Origin of the sequence: Oceanicaulis sp., assembly GCF_965249665.1 — a bacterium.
Taxonomy (GTDB): Bacteria; Pseudomonadota; Alphaproteobacteria; order Caulobacterales; family Maricaulaceae; genus Oceanicaulis.
Window position 1 is genome coordinate 318,200 of record NZ_OZ252247.1, and the last position, 19,039, is coordinate 337,238.

17 protein-coding genes are annotated in these 19,039 nt (G+C 62.7%); 11 read left to right on the plus strand and 6 right to left on the minus strand.

Annotated features, from left to right (window positions below; translation table 11 throughout):
- Position 1: 1 nt before the first annotated feature.
- The 3 genes from ACP154_RS01640 to greA all read left to right on the plus strand — a co-directional run bounded on the left by ACP154_RS01640 (position 2) and on the right by greA (position 4,617).
- The gene (locus ACP154_RS01640) at positions 2–634 is read left to right on the plus strand and encodes an N-methyl-D-aspartate receptor NMDAR2C subunit (protein WP_421857438.1); all 633 of its coding nucleotides are present in this window, start codon (positions 2–4) and stop codon (positions 632–634) included.
- 201 nt (positions 635–835) lie between these two features.
- The gene (carB, locus tag ACP154_RS01645) at positions 836–4,096 is read left to right on the plus strand and encodes a carbamoyl-phosphate synthase large subunit (RefSeq protein ID WP_421857436.1); all 3,261 of its coding nucleotides are present in this window, start codon (positions 836–838) and stop codon (positions 4,094–4,096) included.
- A 47-nt stretch (positions 4,097–4,143) separates the two neighbouring features.
- Complete coding sequence (gene greA / locus ACP154_RS01650) at positions 4,144–4,617, plus strand: transcription elongation factor GreA (protein ID WP_107711379.1); 474 nt, start codon at positions 4,144–4,146, stop codon at positions 4,615–4,617.
- Between the two features lie 76 nt (positions 4,618–4,693).
- Here greA and ACP154_RS01655 read toward each other — a convergent pair whose 3' ends face one another.
- From ACP154_RS01655 to ACP154_RS01665, 3 genes are all read right to left on the minus strand, one after another.
- Positions 4,694–6,265, minus strand: coding sequence for a M56 family metallopeptidase (locus ACP154_RS01655; RefSeq protein WP_421857434.1), 1,572 nt, complete (start codon positions 6,263–6,265; stop codon positions 4,694–4,696).
- Positions 6,262–6,672, minus strand: coding sequence for a BlaI/MecI/CopY family transcriptional regulator (locus tag ACP154_RS01660; RefSeq protein ID WP_421857432.1), 411 nt, complete (start codon positions 6,670–6,672; stop codon positions 6,262–6,264). The genes ACP154_RS01655 and ACP154_RS01660 overlap by 4 nt, the downstream gene beginning before the upstream one ends.
- 113 nt (positions 6,673–6,785) lie before the next feature.
- Complete coding sequence (locus ACP154_RS01665; protein ID WP_421857430.1) at positions 6,786–7,385, minus strand: hypothetical protein; 600 nt, start codon at positions 7,383–7,385, stop codon at positions 6,786–6,788.
- Between the two features lie 145 nt (positions 7,386–7,530).
- Here ACP154_RS01665 and ACP154_RS01670 point away from each other — a divergent pair, with 145 nt between their 5' ends.
- The 5 genes from ACP154_RS01670 to ACP154_RS01690 all read left to right on the plus strand — a co-directional run bounded on the left by ACP154_RS01670 (position 7,531) and on the right by ACP154_RS01690 (position 12,443).
- Positions 7,531–8,433, plus strand: coding sequence for a mitochondrial fission ELM1 family protein (locus ACP154_RS01670; RefSeq protein ID WP_421857428.1), 903 nt, complete (start codon positions 7,531–7,533; stop codon positions 8,431–8,433).
- Positions 8,434–8,525: 92 nt separating this feature from the next.
- On the plus strand, positions 8,526–9,503 hold the full coding sequence (gene trxB / locus ACP154_RS01675; protein WP_421857426.1) for a thioredoxin-disulfide reductase: 978 nt from the start codon (positions 8,526–8,528) through the stop codon (positions 9,501–9,503).
- A 51-nt stretch (positions 9,504–9,554) separates the two neighbouring features.
- Complete coding sequence (locus ACP154_RS01680) at positions 9,555–10,277, plus strand: ABC transporter ATP-binding protein (protein WP_421857424.1); 723 nt, start codon at positions 9,555–9,557, stop codon at positions 10,275–10,277.
- Positions 10,277–11,536 (plus strand): ABC transporter permease, encoded by a 1,260-nt coding sequence (locus ACP154_RS01685; protein WP_421857422.1) that lies wholly within the window; start codon positions 10,277–10,279, stop codon positions 11,534–11,536. Before ACP154_RS01680 ends, ACP154_RS01685 begins: the two co-directional genes overlap by 1 nt.
- Before the next feature lie 13 nt (positions 11,537–11,549).
- Complete coding sequence (locus tag ACP154_RS01690) at positions 11,550–12,443, plus strand: LysR family transcriptional regulator (RefSeq protein WP_107711384.1); 894 nt, start codon at positions 11,550–11,552, stop codon at positions 12,441–12,443.
- Between the two features lie 390 nt (positions 12,444–12,833).
- Here ACP154_RS01690 and ACP154_RS01695 read toward each other — a convergent pair whose 3' ends face one another.
- The 3 genes from ACP154_RS01695 to ACP154_RS01705 all read right to left on the minus strand — a co-directional run bounded on the left by ACP154_RS01695 (position 12,834) and on the right by ACP154_RS01705 (position 15,212).
- Positions 12,834–13,301, minus strand: coding sequence for a Dps family protein (locus ACP154_RS01695; RefSeq protein ID WP_107713569.1), 468 nt, complete (start codon positions 13,299–13,301; stop codon positions 12,834–12,836).
- Positions 13,302–13,396: 95 nt separating this feature from the next.
- Positions 13,397–14,635, minus strand: coding sequence for a pyridoxal phosphate-dependent aminotransferase (locus tag ACP154_RS01700; protein WP_421857419.1), 1,239 nt, complete (start codon positions 14,633–14,635; stop codon positions 13,397–13,399).
- Positions 14,636–14,672: 37 nt separating this feature from the next.
- Positions 14,673–15,212 carry a prephenate dehydratase domain-containing protein gene (locus ACP154_RS01705; protein ID WP_421857417.1) on the minus strand — a complete coding sequence of 180 codons (540 nt, stop codon included), beginning with the start codon at positions 15,210–15,212 and terminating at the stop codon, positions 14,673–14,675.
- A gap of 192 nt (positions 15,213–15,404) precedes the next feature.
- Here ACP154_RS01705 and ACP154_RS01710 point away from each other — a divergent pair, with 192 nt between their 5' ends.
- The 3 genes from ACP154_RS01710 to ACP154_RS01720 all read left to right on the plus strand — a co-directional run bounded on the left by ACP154_RS01710 (position 15,405) and on the right by ACP154_RS01720 (position 19,034).
- Complete coding sequence (locus ACP154_RS01710; protein ID WP_421857415.1) at positions 15,405–15,572, plus strand: hypothetical protein; 168 nt, start codon at positions 15,405–15,407, stop codon at positions 15,570–15,572.
- A 43-nt stretch (positions 15,573–15,615) separates the two neighbouring features.
- Positions 15,616–16,593 (plus strand): hypothetical protein, encoded by a 978-nt coding sequence (locus tag ACP154_RS01715; RefSeq protein WP_421857413.1) that lies wholly within the window; start codon positions 15,616–15,618, stop codon positions 16,591–16,593.
- Positions 16,594–16,694: 101 nt separating this feature from the next.
- Positions 16,695–19,034, plus strand: a complete 2,340-nt coding sequence (locus ACP154_RS01720; RefSeq protein WP_421857411.1) for a methyl-accepting chemotaxis protein — start codon at positions 16,695–16,697, stop codon at positions 19,032–19,034.
- Positions 19,035–19,039 lie beyond the last annotated feature (5 nt).

Genomic DNA, 19,039 nt, shown 5'->3' on the forward strand with positions numbered 1-19,039 from the left:
CATGAACAAAGATTTCGCTCTCACGCTCTGGCGAGCAGACCTGGTGCGGTTCGAGCTGGAAGACCGCCAACTGAAGACCGGCAAGCGCGTGATCGCCAATCATGCCAGCTGGCTGAGGCGCTATCACGGGCTGGAGCATCTGGGCTTTCTATTCGCCGAGATTGAGGCCCAGGCGGACCAGATCAGCGATCTTCCGCGCCTGACCTACGCCGCCTGGTTTCATGACGCGATTTACAAGAGCTGGCGTCGCGATAATGAGCAGCAGAGCGCCGACTGGGCGCAGGCGGCGCTTTTGGACATGGGGGCGAATGAAGCGCTGGCGTCGCGTGTGCACAGCCTCATTCTGGCGACAGCGAACCCTGCCGGTGGCGGGATGGATGCAGACGACGCGCTCTTTCTGGACATGGATTGCGCCATTTTGGGCGCCAGCCCTGACGCCTATGATCAGTATGCGCGGCAAGTGCGCGCAGAACATCTCTGGGCGCTGCCGCACTCATACAAAAGAGACCGCGCGGATTTTCTCAAACGCCAGCTGGAACGGGAGCGCCTGTTTCACACCGCCGCCTATCAGGACCGGTTTGAAGCCCAGGCGCGCGCCAATATGGAACGCGAACTGGCGAAGCTTCAGCGCTAGTCGCCGTGCACCGGCGCTTAAGGAAGAGTCACAGAGGCGATATCACGCAGATCGCTGAATCGCCTCTCGCCAAGCGACCGATTCCGGTCTAAGCACGGGTTTCAGCGTACATCATCAGCGCCGCTCGCCGCCTCCGCTCCGAATGGAGCCCGTCAGAGGCTGCGTTTTCGCGCGCGCGTGCAAAACTTTAAGAGGCCGGCCATGCCCAAGCGCACAGACATCCAGTCCATCCTGATCATCGGCGCCGGTCCCATCGTGATCGGTCAGGCCTGCGAGTTTGACTATTCGGGCGTCCAGGCGGTCAAAGCGCTCAAGGAAGAGGGCTACCGGGTGATCCTGGTGAACTCCAACCCCGCCACGATCATGACCGATCCCGATCTGGCCGACGCCACCTATATCGAGCCGATCACGCCTGAAATGGTCGCCAAGGTGATCGAGAAGGAACGCCCCGACGCGCTTCTGCCCACCATGGGCGGACAGACCGCGCTCAATTGCGCGCTCGAGCTCGACAAGCGCGGCGTGCTCGATCTGTTCAATGTGGAGATGATCGGCGCTAAAGCCGACGTCATCGACAAGGCGGAAAACCGCGAACGCTTCCGCGTGGCGATGGACTCCATCGGCCTTGAAAGCCCGATCTCGCGCACCGTGAACACCATGGCCGAGGCCGAGATCGTACTCGAGGAATTGGGCCTTCCGGCTGTCATCCGCCCCTCGTTCACCATGGGCGGCACTGGCGGCGGCATCGCCTATAATGTGGAAGAGTTCCGCGAGATCGTCACTTCGGGCCTTTATCACTCTCCGGTGACCGAAGTTCTGATCGAGGAAAGCGTTCTGGGCTGGAAAGAGTACGAAATGGAAGTGGTCCGCGACAAAGCGGACAACTGCATCATCATCTGCTCGATCGAAAACATCGACCCAATGGGCGTGCACACTGGCGATTCCATCACCGTCGCGCCCGCGCTGACCCTGACCGACAAGGAATACCAGCGCATGCGCTCGGCCTCGATCGCGGTGCTGCGCGAGATCGGGGTGGAGACCGGCGGCTCGAACGTGCAGTTCGCTGTGAACCCCAAGGATGGCCGCATGGTGGTCATCGAAATGAATCCGCGCGTGTCGCGCTCCTCTGCGCTGGCGTCCAAGGCCACCGGCTTTCCCATCGCCAAGGTCGCGGCCAAACTGGCCGTCGGCTATACGCTCGATGAAATCGACAATGACATTACCGGCGGCGCGACCCCGGCGAGCTTTGAGCCGACCATCGATTATGTGGTCACCAAGATCCCGCGCTTCGCGTTCGAGAAATATCCCGGCGCGAAAGCCACGCTGACCACCTCCATGAAGTCGGTGGGCGAAGCCATGTCCATGGGCCGCAGCTTTGCCGAAAGCGTGCAGAAAGCCCTGCGGAGTCTCGAAACCGGCCTGTCGGGCTTTGACGAGATCGAGATTGACGGCCTGGATCAGGCTGAAGACGAGGCCGCGCGCCATCAGGCCGTGCTGGCGGCGCTGTCGCAGCCAACGCCGGACCGCCTGCTTGTGATCGCCCAGGCCTTCCGCGAAGGACTGAGTGTCGAGCGCATTCAGAGCGCGTGTCTGTATGAGCCGTGGTTCCTGCGCCAGATCGAAGCGATCGTGCACGCCGAGGAACAGGTGCGCATGCTGGGCCTGCCGCAAAATGGCGATGAGCTGTTACAGCTCAAGTCCATGGGCTTCTCTGACAAGCGTCTCGCCACCCTCGCCAAGGTCGAGGAGACCGAGGTGAAGGCGCTACGAAAACCCTTTGGCGTGCGCCCGGTCTACAAACGCGTGGACACGTGTGCGGCCGAGTTCGCCTCCCCCACGCCCTACATGTACTCAAGCTATGAGCGCGGCGGCGAATGCGAAAGCGCGCCGACCGGCCGCAAGAAGGCGATCATTCTGGGCGGCGGTCCGAACCGGATCGGCCAGGGCATCGAGTTTGACTATTGCTGCTGTCACGCGGCCTTCGCCTTCGCCGAGATGGGCATTGAATCCATCATGGTGAACTGCAACCCTGAAACCGTCTCCACCGATTACGACACCGCGGACCGGCTCTATTTCGAACCTCTGACCGCCGAAGACGTGCTTGAGCTGATCGAAACCGAAATGCAATCGGGCGAGCTTCTGGGCGTGGTGGTGCAGTATGGCGGCCAGACCCCGCTGAAGCTTGCGCCGGAGCTGGAAGCAGCGGGCGTGCCGATCCTGGGGACCGCGCCGGACGCGATCGACCTTGCTGAAGACCGCGAGCGCTTCAAGGCGCTGCTGGACGATCTGGGGCTCAAACAACCGCCCAACGCCATCGCCCACGACGAAGCGGAAGCGCGCGTCATGGCTGAAGAGCTGGGCTTCCCGCTGGTGCTGCGCCCGTCGCACGTGCTGGGTGGACGCGGCATGGAGATCGTGCGCGATATCGAGAGCTTCAGCCGCTATATCCGCGAAGCCGTGCATGTGTCGGGCAAGGCGCCGCTTCTGCTCGACCGCTATCTGTCAGACGCCTCTGAAGTGGATGTGGATGCGGTGTGCGACGGCGATGACGTCTGGATTTCAGGCATTATGGAGCATATCGAGGAAGCGGGCGTGCACTCGGGCGACAGCGCCTGTTCCTTGCCGCCTTACTCGCTCTCTGACCAGACCGTCAGCGAGCTGCGCCGCCAGACGAAAGCCCTCGCGAAAGCCATCGGCGTCAAAGGCCTGATGAATGTGCAGTACGCGGTGAAAGACAATGTGGTCTATCTTATCGAAGTGAACCCGCGCGCCAGCCGCACCGTGCCGTTCGTGGCGAAAACCATCGGCGCCCCGGTGGCCAAGATCGCCGCCAAGGTGATGGCGGGCGCGAAACTGTCAGAGTTTGAGACCCCCGCCATGCCCAGCCGCCATATCGCGGTGAAGGAAGCGGTGATGCCGTTCTCGCGCTTCCCGGGCGTCGATCCTATTCTTGGGCCGGAAATGCGCTCGACCGGCGAAGTCATGGGCATTGACGAACGCTTTGAAGCCGCCTTCGCCAAGGCGGAGCTCGGCGCGGGCGTGAACCTGCCCAAATCGGGCACGGTGTTCGTCTCGCTCAAAGAATCAGACAAGCCGATGATGATTGAATCCTGTCATCGCCTGACTGCTCTGGGCTTCAAACTGCTTGCGACCTCCGGCACGGCGGCGACCCTGAAAGAGGCGGGCGTGCCCGTTGAGCCCATCAACAAGGTTTTTGAAGGCCGTCCTCATATCGTGGACGCCATCAAGAACGGCGATGTGCAGCTGGTGTTCAACACCACCGAGGGTCAGCGCTCGATGATCGACAGCTATTCGATCCGCAGAACCGCGCTGGAAATGAAGATTCCATGCTATACGACCGCCTCGGCTTCACGGGCGGCTGTGAAGTCAATTGCGGCGATTGATGCAGGCCAGCTTGAACCGCGCTCCTTGCAATCCTATCGTAATAGGCCGTCTGGCGGCTGAATAGAGTTGTCAGTTCGTCAGAGCACTGATCACGAGACCGGACATTCATGCAGAAAATTCCGATGACCGCCGAGGGCCATAAAGCGCTCGACGAAGAACTCAGACACCTCAAGAGCGTGGAACGGCCTGCCGTGATCGCCGCGATTTCCGAAGCGCGCGAGCATGGCGATCTGTCCGAGAACGCCGAATACCACGCCGCCAAGGAGCGGCAGGGCTGGATCGAAGGCCGCGTGCAGGAGCTTGAGGACAAGATCGCCCGCGCCCAGGTCATCGACATTTCCAAGATGTCGGGCAGCCAGGTGAAGTTCGGCGCCACCGTCACCGTGGTGGACGAGGACACCGATCAGGAGAGCACCTACAAGATCGTCGGCGATGACGAGGCCGATGTGAAATCAGGCAAGATCTCGCTCTCTTCCCCCATCGCCCGCTCCATGATCAACAAGGAAGAAGGCGATGTGGTCGAGGTCAATGCGCCCGGCGGCGTCAAAAGCTATGAGATCCTCAAGGTCGAGTGGAAATAGACTGGGCCTTTAGGTTCTGAACACATAACGGCCGGCGCCGAGCGCCGGCCGTAAGTTTATCCGAGACTGGGAACGATCAGTCTGCCGGAGGCAGGGCCTCTCGGATTTCGCGCATGGCGCGGGCGTCATCATCACGGCCAAAGCCCGCGTAGAGATATTCGAGAATCTGCAGGGTCATTTCGTTCTCACCATCTTCGACTTGGCGAGCATACTCAGCGTATTCAAGCGCACGCTCTTGCTGATCAAGACGAAGATAGGATTGCGCAGCAACTCTTGCGACGTGAGCAGACATCGGGACGTCCGCCGCCATCACAGGTTCGAGCATTCGCTGAATTCCCGCCAAATCCTCAACCACAAGAAACAGCTGAAGCAAAGCATATTGAATCCTTAAGCGCTCCTCCTCGTTCGCGCCGTCGCTGGCAAGCGCCGCTTCAAAGGCGTCAATTGAGCCGGGGACGTCTTCCAGATTGAAGTAAGCTCGCGCTCTGAGCTGCTCGATGATCAAACGCTCATAAGATGATGTCGGCGTGATGGCGTTCAGGATGTCCAGCGCCTGTTGATGATCCTCTGCGTCCGCCGCAGCCTGCGCCGCCCTCACTTGCTCGCCGACCGCTTCGCTCAACACCCGGGTTTCCGCGCCCTGAATCGCCGCCTGCCCGCTCAGCATCACCGCCAGAGCCGCTGACGGCGCCCCGGCGAGCAAGATCACAGCGCCCGCCAGCACAGCCGCCAATGCGTGCGGCTTCGCGCCGGTATGACTGAGCGCGGCCTCTACGCGGCGTTTGCGAAGACGGTTCAGATCAGTGAGGAAACCCGTCGCCACCGCCGGCATCGGCGCGAGCCCGGCGATCGCCTCGGCATAAGGACGGCGTTGGTCTGGCCCCAGTGCGTCCAGTACATCGGCGTCACAGGCCAGCTCCCGCGCGGCGGCCAGACGACGCTCTATGGCGCGATAGACCGGGTTGAACCAGATTAGCGCCGCCAGCGCCTCGCCGATCAGACGATCACGTTCATCGCCGCGCTTGATATGCATCAGCTCATGCGCAATGGCGGCTTCTGCGTCGTCGCGCTTGTACAGCGTGTCCGGCGCCAGAATGACCGGCCTGAACCCCACCACGAAGGGCGAGATCACGGCATCCACCACCCGCACCGGCGCGAGGGTTTGCGGCAAGTTGAGGCGCGTGCGCCAGCGGTGCGCCAGGACGGACAGACGCCCGTCATCGGCCACAGAGGCGCGCATCAGGGTGCGGATCTGGCCGCGTTGCAGCGCCCCACGCGCCGCCATGACGGCCAGCCCCGCCAGATAGAGCCCTGCAACAAGCGGCAGGAGGGCGGCCGGCAAGGAGGACAGGCTCAGCTCGGCGAACTCGATCACCGGCTGGAAAAGCGGCGCAGCAATGGGCGCGGATGCGGCGTCAGGCGCGGCGCTTTGTGAGATCGTCTCGCCTCGCCCACGGTCCAAAGAGGTGAACAGCGGCGCGCTGAGCACCATGAGGACCGGCGCGAAGGTCGCCAGTCGGGCCGCCTGCCACAGGCGCACGCCCAGGCGTGGCGACAGATGCGGCTCCAGCACACGAGCTGCGAGCCAGGCGGACAGGGCGGCGGGGATGGTCGCCGCGCTCATCCAGATCAGATCCATGACGTTCATTGTCCTGTCTCCTTGTCCTGATTGCTGTATGAGTCCGCGTCCGGCCCCGCCTTCAACAGCGCATCTAGCTCGGCGCGTTCGGCGTCATCCAGCAGACGGCTGCCCGCAAAGGCGGACGCAGGCAGAGCGGTTGGATCCGCTTCCAGCACACGCTTGGTGAAGCTGCGCACCAGCCGGCTGATCAGATCGACCTTGCGATCGGCCGCCGCGAACACGGCGAGGCCGTGGACGCTGTGCTTGTTCACCAGGCCCTTGTCGACCATGCGCTGGATGACCGTCCGGGTGGTGGAATAGGACCAGCCTTGCGCCTCGCCGATCTGATCATGGACTTCACGGGCGCTGAGCCGGTCATGAGACCAGAGCGCCTTGAGCACTTCGAGCTCGCTGGGATTGGGTTCGGCAGTCATGTGACACCTCGCTTGATTACATTACAAGTGTCGCATGATTTTGACGAACGTCAACACTCAATCGGACGACGCTATGCGCCGGCCGTTCTGAAGACTGAGCTCTGTCGTCTGAGTTAGTCCGCGGTCAGGGTTTCCAGATAGCGCACCATCCGGTCCAGAAACTGGTCCGGGCGCCCATGAAGCTCACGCGCTCGGCGCGCATGGCCCAAAGCTGTCTCATACTCCTCAAGCTCCATGTAAGCCTGAGCAAAAAGCTTGGTGTTAAACGCGCTTTCAGGCTGTGCGGGTGTCTGAGCCTCTTCCAACGCCAGCAAGATCGCGGCTCTGTCTGCAGACGCTATGCTGACCTGAAGCACCGAGTACTCAAAGTCCTGGGTCTGAGCGTCCGTCAAGCCCCCCGTGGCGATAGCCGCCCGGAAGGCCGCGATCGATGCGGCATGGTTTTGCATGGAGAAATAGGTGAAACCTCGCACCTGTTCGATCAGCGCCTGATCATAGGCATGTTCAGCCTGAATCTGATCCAGATGGGCCAGCGCGTCGTCCAGCTGCTCAGCGTCGATCAACGCATAGGCCTCCAGTAACGCGGCCTGAACCGAGGCGCTGGCGACTGGCGCTGCCTCGTCTTGCGCCAGAAGCGGCGGCAGTCCGCCCCCTGACAACGCCAACACCGTCGCCAAAACGACCAGTCTCACTCGGGCCAAATGGTTGAACATGCACTCCCCTCACTCTGAACTGTGCGCATAACCCCTTCGCGACCCTGTTTAGCGTCAGAACGGGTCTTGATGAAAGCACCGAAGCGGGCGGACAGAACCGCCCTTCGCGCTTGACCCAACAGGTATTACCGCGACGATGGCGGCCATGGACACTCGCTCTTGCATTGTGGTCTCTGACGGGCGTCGGGGCATTGAAAATCAGGCGCTTGGCCTAGCCGAGGCGCTCGGGCGGCTCACCCCGCTCCAGATCCTGCCTATTCAGGTCCCGCGCACGGGCCAGCTTCCGGACGCCAGCATGATCGAGCCGGATCTGTGGATTGGCTGCGGCCGGGCGGCGGTGCGCGCAGCGGCGCTGCACCGTCGGCGCTGGCGGCGCACGCGGTTTGTCTATGTTCAGAAACCACGCAGCCAGGCCGACCTCTTTGACCTGATCATCGCGCCGCGCCATGACCGGATGCAAGGGCCGAATGTTTTTAACATTCTGGGTTCGCCCAACCGCATCACACCCCAGCGCCTGAATGAGGGCGCGAGCGCCTTCGCCGAGCGGCTTCAGGCCCTGCCCGGCCCGCACGCGGCCTTGCTGATCGGCGGCGACAGCAAGCATCACCGCTTCACGGACGCCGCCTGCTCAAGCCTGCTGGACGAGGCGGACTCTATAAGACGCCAGGCTGGCTCGCTGATGATCACCGTGTCGCGCCGCACGCCGGACGCTCTGACCGAGGCGCTGCGCAATCGCTATGGCCAGGCCGAGCGGGTCTGGTTTCATGATGGCGACGGCCCCAACCCCTATTTCGCCTTTCTGGCGGCGGCGGACTGGATCTGTGTGACCGAAGACTCAACCAACATGCTGTGCGAGGCCGCCGCCACCGGCGCGCCGGTCTACCGGCTGGGCGTGGATGGCGACCCGGGCAAGTTTCGTTATCTCTACGCCGGGCTTGAAGGCGCCGGCGCCGTGCGTCCCTATCTGGGCCGATTGGAGAGCTGGAGCTATGATCCGCTTCACGAAACCGACAGAGCAGCGCACGCCGTGCTTGAAATTCTGGCCTAGGAAGGCGACATCAGGGCCATCAAACTTGATTTGCCTGCGCACGGCCCGACTCAGGGTTTAGTGCGCGGCCCATGCTTACGAAGGAGCCGGCCATGGCCGAGACCCGTCACGCCAAACTTGTCATCATCGGTTCCGGTTCCGCCGGCTATACGGCCGCGATCTACGCCGCCCGCGCCATGCTTGAGCCGCTCCTGATCGCCGGCATGCAGCCGGGGGGTCAACTGACCATCACCACCGATGTGGAAAACTATCCCGGCTTCGCCGATCCCATTCAGGGTCCCTGGCTAATGGAGCAGATGAAGGCGCAGGCGGAAAACATGGGAACGGCCTTCGCCGATGACCTGATCGTGGACGCCGATCTCAGCGCTCGCCCGTTCAAGCTCACCGGCGATAGCGGCACGATCTACACCGCCGACGCGGTTGTCATCGCCACGGGCGCCAGCGCCAAATGGCTGGGCCTGGACAGCGAGCAGGAGTATCAGGGCTATGGCGTCTCGGCCTGCGCCACCTGTGACGGCTTCTTCTATCGTAACAAGGAAGTCTTCGTGATCGGCGGCGGCAACACCGCCGTGGAAGAAGCGCTATTTCTCACCAACTTCGCCTCGAAAGTGACGCTGGTGCACCGCCGCGATTCCCTGCGCGCGGAAAAGATCATGCAAGACCGTCTGTTCAACCACCCCAAGGTGGAAGTGATCTGGGACAGCGAGCTGGAAGAAGTCACCGGCGAGGACAAGCCGGTTAAATCCGTCACCGGCGTCCGTTTGAAACACGTCAAGACCGGCGAGATCAGCGAACGCCCGGCGGACGGCGTCTTCATCGCGATCGGCCATGCCCCGGCGACCGAGCTGTTCACGGGACAGCTGGAAACCAAAGAGGGCGGCTATCTGGTCACAGCGCCTGATTCCACCGCCACCACCATTCCCGGCGTCTTCGCCGCAGGGGACGTGACGGATGACAAATATCGCCAGGCCATTACGGCGGCGGGCATGGGCTGTATGGCGGCGCTGGAAGCGGAGCGCTATCTCGCTGCGCTCGACGCTGCTCGCGACAAGGCGTCTGACGCAGCCTAGTCACCCCGGTTTCACTTGGCGGGGCGCAGCAGCGGCGTTACATAATTGCGTATGATCTCAACGCCTGCGCCCCCCGCCCTCGCCCTGTCTGATTTGCGCTTCGCCTATGCACGGCGTCAGCCAGATGTGATCGCCATCGACGCCTTGCGGATCGAGGCCGGTGAGCGAATTTTCCTGCGCGGCGCAAGCGGCTCGGGCAAGTCCACCCTGCTGGGCTTGATCTGCGGCATTCTGGAGCCTCGCTCGGGCGATCTCGAAATACTGGGCCAGGCGATGCACACCCTGTCCGCGGCGGAGCGGGACGCATTTCGGGCGGCGAATCTGGGGGTGATCTTCCAGATGTTTAACCTGCTGCCCTATCTGCCGGTGGGCGAGAACGTCATGCTGCCCTGCCGATTCTCCACCGAGCGTGCGCGCCAGGCCGAAGCCGCCGGCGGCGAACAGGCCGAAGCCCGCCGCCTGCTCGAACGGCTGGGCCTTGACGCCAAAACAGTCTGGTCGCAACGCGCCTCCAATCTCAGCGTCGGCCAGCAGCAGCGCGTCGCCGCCGCCCGCGCCCTGATCGGCAAGCCGGGACTGATCCTGGCGGACGAGCCGACCTCGGCGCTGGATGCGGACAGCCGGGACGCCTTCATCGCCTTGCTCAAGGAAGAATGCACCGCCTCGGGCGCCGCCTTGTTGTTTGTCAGTCATGATGGCGGGCTCGCCGCGCAATTTGATCGCGCGATGGATCTGAGCGAGATCAACACCGTCGGCGCGAAGGAGCCTGCATGATGGCGCGTCTGCCTGTCCTGAACCTCGCCCTGCGCTCCATCGCCAACCGCCGCGCCACCGCTATCCTGACCGTTTTGACCGTCGCCATTTCGGTGATGCTGTTTCTGGGCGTGGAGAAGGTGCGCCATGGCGCGCGAGAGAGCTTTGAGAACACCATTTCCGGTGTGGACCTGATCGTCGGCGCGCGCTCCAGCCCTGTGAACCTGTTGCTCTATTCAGTGTTTCACATCGGCGACGCCACCAACAACATCACCTGGGAAAGCTATGAGGCGGTGGCGAGCGCGCCGGGCGTGGCGTGGACCGTGCCGATCAGCCTTGGCGATTCCCATCGCGGGCACCGGGTCATCGGAACAACGCCAAGCATATTCGAACACTACCAGTATGGCCGCGGGCGCCATCTGGAGTTCGCCAGCGGTCAGTCTTTCGACAGCCTGTTTGAAGCCGTGATCGGCGCCGGGGTCGCGCGGGAGCTGGGCTATCAGACGGGTGAATCCATCATCGTCGCCCATGGCATGGGCGAGATTGGCTTTATCGAACATGACAACAATCCATTCACCGTGGTGGGTGTGCTGGCGCCGACCGGCACGCCGCTCGACCAGTCCGTCATGGTGACGCTAGAAGCGATCGAAGCGATCCATATGGGCGGCGCCACCGGATCCGGCACGACGCTCTCCGCTGATGAATTGCGCGCCATGGACCTGACGCCAGACCAGCTGACCGCATTTTTCCTGGGCCTTGACAGCCCGGTGGCGGCGTTGCGGCTGCAGCGCGCGATCAACACCTATCCTGAGGAACCGCTGCAGGCTGTAATACCCGGCGTGGCCTTGTCCCAGCTGTGGAGCATTGTCGGGGTGGCCGAACGCACCCTTGCCGCTGTGGCGGCCTTTGTGGTGCTGACAGGTCTGGTGTCCATCCTGACCGCCATTCTGACCAGCCTGAACGAGCGACGGCGCGAAATGGCGATCCTGCGCGCTCTGGGCGCACGTCCTGGGCATGTCTTTGTGCTGCTGGTGGCCGAAGCGGCCCTTGTCGCCCTTGCCGGTGCTGTTCTGGGCGCCCTGGCCACCTATGGCGCGCTGAGCGTGCTCTCCCCGTTTCTGGAGGCGCGGTTCGGCATTCTGTTGCCGGGATTGACGCCCGGACTTTACGATTTGGCCATTGTCGGCGCCGTTACTGGGGCCGCGGCCACTTTGGGGCTGTTTCCGGCCTGGCGCGCCTATCGCAACTCTCTCGCTGACGGCATGACAATCAAATTATAAAGGCGTTCCCCTCATGGATTGGGACAAGCTCAAAACCTTCCACGCCGCCGCTGAAGTGGGATCGCTGACCGGCGCGGCGGAAGCGCTGGCCCTGTCTCAATCCGCCGTCAGTCGCCAGATATCAGCGCTTGAAGGCGAGCTGGGGGTAAAGCTGTTTCATCGCCATACGCGCGGTTTGCTTTTGACCGAGCCGGGGCGCGTTCTGTTTGAGGCGAGCAAGGATGTAGCCGGCAAGATCGCGCTCGCCGAAGCCAATGTGCTCGACTGCCGCGATGAACCCAGCGGCTTGTTGCGGGTCACCGCGCCCACCGCCATGGGCGCCACCTGGCTGGCGCCGAGACTGGCGCGCTTTAATGCGCTCTATCCGCAAATACGTGTGCGCCTGCTTCTGGTCGATCATGAACTCGACATAGCAAACCTCGAGGCGGATGTGGCGCTGCGCCCCTGGGCGGCGACCCAGAACGACCTGATCCAGCGCAAGCTGATGGTGGTGGACCAGCATCTCTACGCGTCAGAGGCCTATCTGCAGCGCAAGGGCGCGGTGGAGAGTTTTGACGATCTGGACCGCCATGACTTCGTCGGATACGGACCCCGCAATCTCGCGCCGATCCCCAAACTCAACTGGCATCTCGACCTGGGCCGGGAGCCCGGTGAAAAACCTCGCGAAGCGCTGGCCGAGGCCAGCACCATTCACGGCATGATGCGATTGGCCGAAGCCGGGCTGGGCCTTGTGGGCCTTCCCGATTATGTGGCGCGTGAGAACGACCGCCTCAAGCGGATTCTTGACACCGTCGAGGGACCGCCGTTTGAGGTCTATCTGATTTTCCCCGAGGAGTTACGCGCGTCCCGGCGGGTCAAAGCCTTCCGTGATTTCATCATGGAAGAAGTCAAACTCTGGCGCGAATAGCGATTTTGTCCCGTTTCGGGGCGCCTTGAAGTCAATTGCGACACGATTGAGGCAGGCTTCTGACACAATTGTTGCAGCCCCGCAAAAACGCATAACGGCTATGGCGAACGGACTGTTGTCTCAAACGCGGGCGGGGGGCATATACCCCCCCGACAGCGGATGCTTTGTCTGCTTTCCCCTTTGAGCGCATACCGTCTCCTCCCCGATAGGGTATGCAAAACTGAGCCGGCCACTGCAGATGCGGGGCCGGCTCTTTTCTTTTTATAGAAGGCTTAGTCAGCCGCCATCAACGTCATGGACGTGCGCACCCTCCCCCTCGAGCGCACGTACAGAAAACCCCGCCAGCGTCAGCGCTGGCGGGGTTTTTCATGAGCGGCGGAGCTTGAGGACCTAGCCCAGCGTCGCGCGCAGCATCCAGGCCGTTTTCTCATGCAAGGTGATGCGCGGGGCGATCAGATCCGACGTCGCCTCATCGCCATGCTCTTCAGCCTGCTTCAGAGCCTCACGCGCGGTGCGCACAACCTGCTCGTGACCCGCCACCAGATTGGCGACCATGGTGTTGGCGTCCGGGGTCGAGGCGTCATGCTTGATCTTGGCGGACGCGCCCATTTCCTCGTACGAGATCGGGGCGAGCACGCCCAGCGCCCGGATGCGTTCGGCGATGTCGTCGGTGGCCGTCCACAGCTCGGTATATTGCTCTTCAAACATGGTGTGCAGGTCGTGAAAGCGCGGACCGGTGACGTTCCAGTGATAGGCGTGCGTCTTGAAATAGAGCGCATACGTGTCCGCAAGGAGCGCCGTGACCGCCTTGGCCATGGTTTCGCGCTGCTCTTTGCTCAGACCCATATTGATGTCCATTGCCGCCTCCTTTGCGGTGAAATCCATAGCCGTAATGTGGAGATGATCACGCGCGAACGCCAACTGAGTTTTTCAAAGAACCCTATAGGTTTTCTCTATGACTCAGCGGCCGCCTGACAGAACCGGACAATACGCTTGCCCGCTTCTTCCAGCGCGGCGTCATCAGTGGCGTAGGACAGGCGGAAGCCCGCGGACGCGCCGAACGCCGTGCCCGGCACCACCGCCACACCTTCTTCGGTGAGCAGGGCTTCGCACACATCCAGATCGGTTTTCAGGAACTGACCGCCCTGGGACGTCTTGCCGATCAGCCCGCCGCAATCGGCGAAGATGTAGAACGCCCCTTCCGGCGTCGGCGCGATGAGGCCCGGCGCGTCCTTGAGCTTCTCGAGCATGGAATTCCGGCGCGCCTTGAACGCGGCGTTGCGCGGTTTCAGGAAGCCGTGATCGCCGTTGAGCGCCGCCACTGACGCCCACTGGCTGATCGAGCACGGATTGGAGGTGGTCTGGCTCATCACCTTGGCCATGGCCTTGATCAGCCGCTCCGGCCCGGCGGCGTAGCCGATCCGCCAGCCCGTCATGGCGTAGGCCTTGGACACGCCGTTCATGGTCAGCGTCCGGTCATACAGACCGGGCGCGACCTGGGCGATGGTGGCGAATTCGAAATCGTCATAGACGAGGTGCTCATACATGTCGTCGGTCAGGATCAGGACCTGGGGATGGCGCTCCAGCACGGCGGCCAGGCCTTTGAGATCGTCCGCTGTATAAGCGACGCCGGTGGGGTTGGAGGGAGAGTTCAGGATCACCCAGCGCGTGCGGGGTGTGATCGCCGCTTCCAGCGCTTCCGGCGTCAGCTTGAAGCCGTCTTCAACGCCGGCGGAGGCGAACACCGGCTCCGCGCCGCACAACAGCGCCATTTCGGGATAACTGACCCAGTAAGGCGCGGGGATCACCACCTCGTCGCCGGGGTTCAGCGTCGCCAGGAAGGCGTTATAGATGACCGGCTTGCCGCCCGGCGACACATTCACCTGAGCGGTCGTATACTCAAGAGCGTTATCGCGCTTGAACTTGGCGCAAATCGCCTCTTTCAACTCCGGCAGCCCGTCCACATTGGTGTATTTGGTCTGTCCGGACCGAATGGCGTTGATCGCCGCTTCCTTGATGTGATCGGGCGTATCGAAATCAGGCTCCCCTGCGCCCAGACCGATGACATCCTTGCCCTCCGCCTTGAGCTGGCGCGCCTTCTGGCTGACCGCGATGGTGGCCGACGGCTTGACGCGGGACAGCGCCTTGGAAGCACGCAGCAAATCCTGCGCGGCGGATGCATCTTCGGTCATGGACATACTCCTCAAGAATAAATTTCGCTGCAGCGCATCAATCAGGTCTACGCTGCAACAAAACAAAGCGGGTCACCAGCCGCGCCGGCGCCTCAATGGCGCGCTCGGCCACCCTCAACCCATAGGCCTGCGCCAGTCCCGGCGGCCCTACGGCGCCCCATCCAGGCTCGGACTCAGCGCAGATCGCCACCAGGCCGGCAGTATTTGAAGCAAAAGCACGTGTGCGCAAGCGCTTGTTGTCGATATAGGGCGCCAGCTGAGCCAGCGCTTTTTCATGGCCGACAAGGCCGATCAGCGGGGACTCGTCATCAGTGCGGCGATACAGATCAAAGCGGATCTCGATGGCGTGCTCGGCCAGCACTTGCGCCCAGCCCGCCTCCACCACCGCGACCGTTTCGGCGATTGGCCCGGCGGCGCTGTCGATCGCAGCGACTGCATACCGCGCGGCGCCGCCGCGCAAGGCGTCCAGGACCGACTCAAGCGTATCATGGGGATCCAGCAGGCTGGTTTGCGGGACCAGCTGCTCGGCGGCCTGATGGGTGAAACTGCCCTCAGGCCCCAGAAACGCGGTCAACATGGCGACATACTCCCGTGATCCATGGCCAGCCTAGCCCCCCGGCCATCGCGCACAACCGCGCCGCCCACAAATCAACACATTTGACCTCGCCTTCGCCCGATTTCAGCCCCGGAGCCGCCCTGTGACGGCTCGAAGCTAATTCAGGTTCGGTTCACACACCGGACACTCGGCAGGTTCAGGGAGGGCGAGACGATGAAGCAGAACACATCCAGCATGGGTCTTCTCGGCCTCAGCCTCGCGGCTCTGTGCCTGGTCGCAGCCGCCTGGACGCTGTATGCCGGATCGGCCAGCGGCGCAGAGTCCCTGTTTATCGCCAATGAGGCGCCCCAAACGACAGTTCTCGGCGCCCTGAGCGACTGATACGAGATTGAAACCCCGGCGCAATGGCCTCATCTGTTGCGTTGTGACTCTCTCCGCTTCCCTGCTCCCCGCCCTCAGCCTTGACCGGTTGCGCGATGCGATCCGGCGCAGCCTGCCGCTCACTCTGGCGATCAGTGTGCATTTGGCGCTATTGGCGCTGCTGGTCCGCACCCCTCCAGCGGAGCTCTTGCGGATTACGGGCGTCTCGGAAGTCCTGGATGTTCGCTTTTACACCGTCAGCGCCCCGAACGCTGATAGCGACGCCCGTCTGGTCGAGCCGCCGCTGGCGGAGATTGAAACTGACCCGGCGGCTGCGGAGCCAGCGCCGGTGACCGAAAGCGCCGCCGTTGAGCCCGTTCCCTCTGAAGACCCCAGCGCGGACGCCCCTGTGGACGAGGCTCTGTCGCCTGACGAACCCGTGCCCGGCCCGGCGGCAGACACGACCGATCCAGCCGTCCCGGCCAATACGCCCGCGAACGGATCCGGGTCGCGCACTACGGGCGTGGGTCAGCCGGTCGCTCCCGCCACTGCGTCCGCAAATGGTCCTGTGGCGACAACCCAGATCACCCCGTCGCCCCCACGCGCGCCCGCCCGGCTGCCCAGCTTCGCCGATATTCTGGCGCGGGCTGAAACCCGCCTGAACCCCGCCGATTTTCAAATCGCCCTGTCCCTGAACGGCGTGGTGGGCACGGTGCGAGAGAGCTTTTGCCTCTCCTCTTCTCAAGCCAATTTGGAAGCGGGAGAGTGTCCGGACGGGCCGAATGCGCGCTCCGCCGAGCTGGCGCGCTTTGGTCTTCAGGCCCTGGGCGAGGCGTCGCCGGAATTCATCGAAGACATGGATCGCATGGCGTTCCAGCTGCGTCAGCTGGGCGCGAACCCCGCTCAGGTTGAACGCATCATGCTGGCGCTCAGCGAGGCGCGCCGTGACGCAATCGCCACCCCCGGCGTGACCCGCGCCATGCAACGTGATCAGGACGCCAGAACAGACAATCTGGGCAATCGGCTTCCCGATCCGGACTAGCCCGTCAAACACCCTGCCCATTCGCGCGCTGCGCGCATGATTAAGCGACCAGCAACCCGAACAGGAAAGGCTTCTGCCCATCCTATCTGGAGGCTGTTTCCATGCTGTCGAATGTTCCGATCACCTGGCGCATGGTCGCCTCGGTGTTATTGCCCATCCTGGCTTTGCTGTTTTTCGCGTCCACCCTGGTTCTCAAGGACTGGCGTCTGGCCGAAAGCATGAAAAAAGCTGAAGAAGCGACTGTGTTTACGCGCGACATCAGCCAGCTGGTGCATGAGCTGCAGCGCGAGCGTGGCCGGTCAGCCGGCTTTGTCGGCAGCGGTGGCGAGGCCAACTATCAGCGTCTTCTGGACGATCAACGCAACGCCACGGACACTGCATTGGCGCGGTACAGGGCCGCCCGCCAGGACGTAACCGGAATTCTGAACGCCCCCGCCTTGCGAACAAAACTGCAAGACATCGACACCCGTCTGGCCGCGCTGGACGCGCACCGCCAACAGATTGACGCCCTGTCACTCGATCTGGGTGGCACGGTGCGCCCCTACACCCAGACGATCACAAGCATGCTGGAGACGGTGGCCGAATTGGCTCATTCGTCAGCCTCGGGTGAGTTGTCGACCCGCATGGTCGGCCTTCTGAACATTATGCACGCCAAGGAAAACGCCGGTATTGAACGCGCCGTCGGCTCGAATGTGTACGCCTCCGGACAGATCAACCCCGCCCTGCACCAGCGCGCTTTGCGTCTGATTTCAAATCAGGATGCGTACCTGACTGAATTCAGGGAATTGCTGGACGATGACTGGAGCCGACAGCTGGACGAGATGCTGGCTCAACCGCAAGCGCAAGCCGTCATCGACGCGCGCGAGAATTTGATCGCCGCCGGATATGGCGCGCCGCTGGCCGACATCGCTGGAACGGACTGGTTCGCCCTGACCACAGCGCGCATTGAACTGATGATGGGATTGGAAGAAGCGCTGGCGCAGGACATCATCGAGTATGCCCGACGCGCCCAGGATCAGGCCCGCAATGTCGCCCTGTTTGAACTGGCTTTGACCGCCTGCGCCCTTCTGCTGACGATCGTTAGCACCATTGCCCTGATGAGTTCGGTCGTCGTGCCTCTGGGCAAAATCACCGAAGCCCTGCGTCAGCTGGCGGCCGGAGAACCAGACGTCGATATCCAGGGCGCTGAGCGCCGAGACGAAATCGGGGTATTGGCGCGGACCGCCATCGCCTTTCGCGAAGCGACAGCCGCGCGAGAGACTGCCGTGCGCGAACAGACGCGTCAGGAACACACAGCGATGCAGGAACGACGTCGCGTGCTGAACGAAATGGCGAACAATGTGGAGGCGGCGACCGTAGAATCTGTGGGATCTGTGGCCCAATCCGCGCAAACCCTCGCCACCAGCAGTGAGACGATCCGCGCCCGGCTCGCCAGCGCCGGCCAAACTGCCGACCAGGTGACCCAGGCGACCGAGCAGAATGTGAAACACTCCGGACGCGCCGCTGAGCTTGCTTCGGAACTCTCCGCCGCCATCGGCGAAGTCACCCAGCAGATCACGCGGGGCGACCAGCTGGCCCGGGACGCTATCGGAGAAGCAGACCGGTCGCGCCAGAGCGTTGAAGAGCTGAACGAAGCCGCCCAGCAGATCAATGACTTCATCAGTCTGATCACCGATATCGCCGAGCAGACCAACCTTCTGGCGCTGAACGCCACGATCGAGGCCGCGCGCGCTGGCGATGCCGGCAAGGGCTTCGCGGTGGTCGCCAGCGAGGTCAAGGCTCTGGCGGCGCAAACCAATCAGTCCACCAGCCAGATCGCCGAGCGGGTCGCCCAGATTCAGAACCGGACCCAATCAACGGTGGAGGCGATGAACACCATCAGCCAGTCCATCGAAAATATTGGCGAGGTGACAGCGTCTGTAGCCGCCGCTATGGAAGAGCAGTCCGCCTCGACCGGCTCGCTCTCCCAGTTCGTGGAGCAAAACAGCCAGGCCATGACGCGCGTGAGCGAGCATATCGCCACGCTGGTGGAGACCAGCAATCAGTCCAGCAAAGACGCCGAGGAAATGGCCAAGCTGGTGACGACGATGTCAACGAGAGCCGACGAGGCCAAAACCGGCATTCCCAAGATCGTTCAGGAGGCCGTCAAAGCCGCCGACAACCGTAAGGAAGACCGTCACGACACCCAGTATAACGCCACGCTGCTGGCTGATGACCTGGAACGCGATATTTGCATTGTGAACGCGTCCCATAATGGTATTCGCGTCATCTGCAGCGACATTCGCGTTGGACAGACTGTCGTACTGACAACGCCGATTATCAGTGGAAGCGCCACAGTGGTTTGGATTCGCGACGACACGGCCGGCCTGAAATTCATGACGCCCCTCACCTCCGAGGCCCTACAAAAACTGGTTGAGGCGGGCGCGGAAATGGTCGCCTGATAAGG

What these genes read in the sequence shown, in the direction of transcription:
- ACP154_RS01640 (WP_421857438.1), top strand. Translation starts at nt 2, where the DNA reads ATGAACAAAGATTTCGCTCTCACGCTCTGGCGAGCAGACCTGGTGCGG.
- carB (WP_421857436.1), top strand. Translation starts at nt 836, where the DNA reads ATGCCCAAGCGCACAGACATCCAGTCCATCCTGATCATCGGCGCCGGT.
- greA (WP_107711379.1), top strand. Translation starts at nt 4,144, where the DNA reads ATGCAGAAAATTCCGATGACCGCCGAGGGCCATAAAGCGCTCGACGAA.
- ACP154_RS01655 (WP_421857434.1), bottom strand. Translation starts at nt 6,265, where the DNA reads ATGAACGTCATGGATCTGATCTGGATGAGCGCGGCGACCATCCCCGCC.
- ACP154_RS01660 (WP_421857432.1), bottom strand. Translation starts at nt 6,672, where the DNA reads ATGACTGCCGAACCCAATCCCAGCGAGCTCGAAGTGCTCAAGGCGCTC.
- ACP154_RS01665 (WP_421857430.1), bottom strand. Translation starts at nt 7,385, where the DNA reads ATGTTCAACCATTTGGCCCGAGTGAGACTGGTCGTTTTGGCGACGGTG.
- ACP154_RS01670 (WP_421857428.1), top strand. Translation starts at nt 7,531, where the DNA reads ATGGACACTCGCTCTTGCATTGTGGTCTCTGACGGGCGTCGGGGCATT.
- trxB (WP_421857426.1), top strand. Translation starts at nt 8,526, where the DNA reads ATGGCCGAGACCCGTCACGCCAAACTTGTCATCATCGGTTCCGGTTCC.
- ACP154_RS01680 (WP_421857424.1), top strand. Translation starts at nt 9,555, where the DNA reads ATGATCTCAACGCCTGCGCCCCCCGCCCTCGCCCTGTCTGATTTGCGC.
- ACP154_RS01685 (WP_421857422.1), top strand. Translation starts at nt 10,277, where the DNA reads ATGGCGCGTCTGCCTGTCCTGAACCTCGCCCTGCGCTCCATCGCCAAC.
- ACP154_RS01690 (WP_107711384.1), top strand. Translation starts at nt 11,550, where the DNA reads ATGGATTGGGACAAGCTCAAAACCTTCCACGCCGCCGCTGAAGTGGGA.
- ACP154_RS01695 (WP_107713569.1), bottom strand. Translation starts at nt 13,301, where the DNA reads ATGGACATCAATATGGGTCTGAGCAAAGAGCAGCGCGAAACCATGGCC.
- ACP154_RS01700 (WP_421857419.1), bottom strand. Translation starts at nt 14,635, where the DNA reads ATGACCGAAGATGCATCCGCCGCGCAGGATTTGCTGCGTGCTTCCAAG.
- ACP154_RS01705 (WP_421857417.1), bottom strand. Translation starts at nt 15,212, where the DNA reads ATGTTGACCGCGTTTCTGGGGCCTGAGGGCAGTTTCACCCATCAGGCC.
- ACP154_RS01710 (WP_421857415.1), top strand. Translation starts at nt 15,405, where the DNA reads ATGAAGCAGAACACATCCAGCATGGGTCTTCTCGGCCTCAGCCTCGCG.
- ACP154_RS01720 (WP_421857411.1), top strand. Translation starts at nt 16,695, where the DNA reads ATGCTGTCGAATGTTCCGATCACCTGGCGCATGGTCGCCTCGGTGTTA.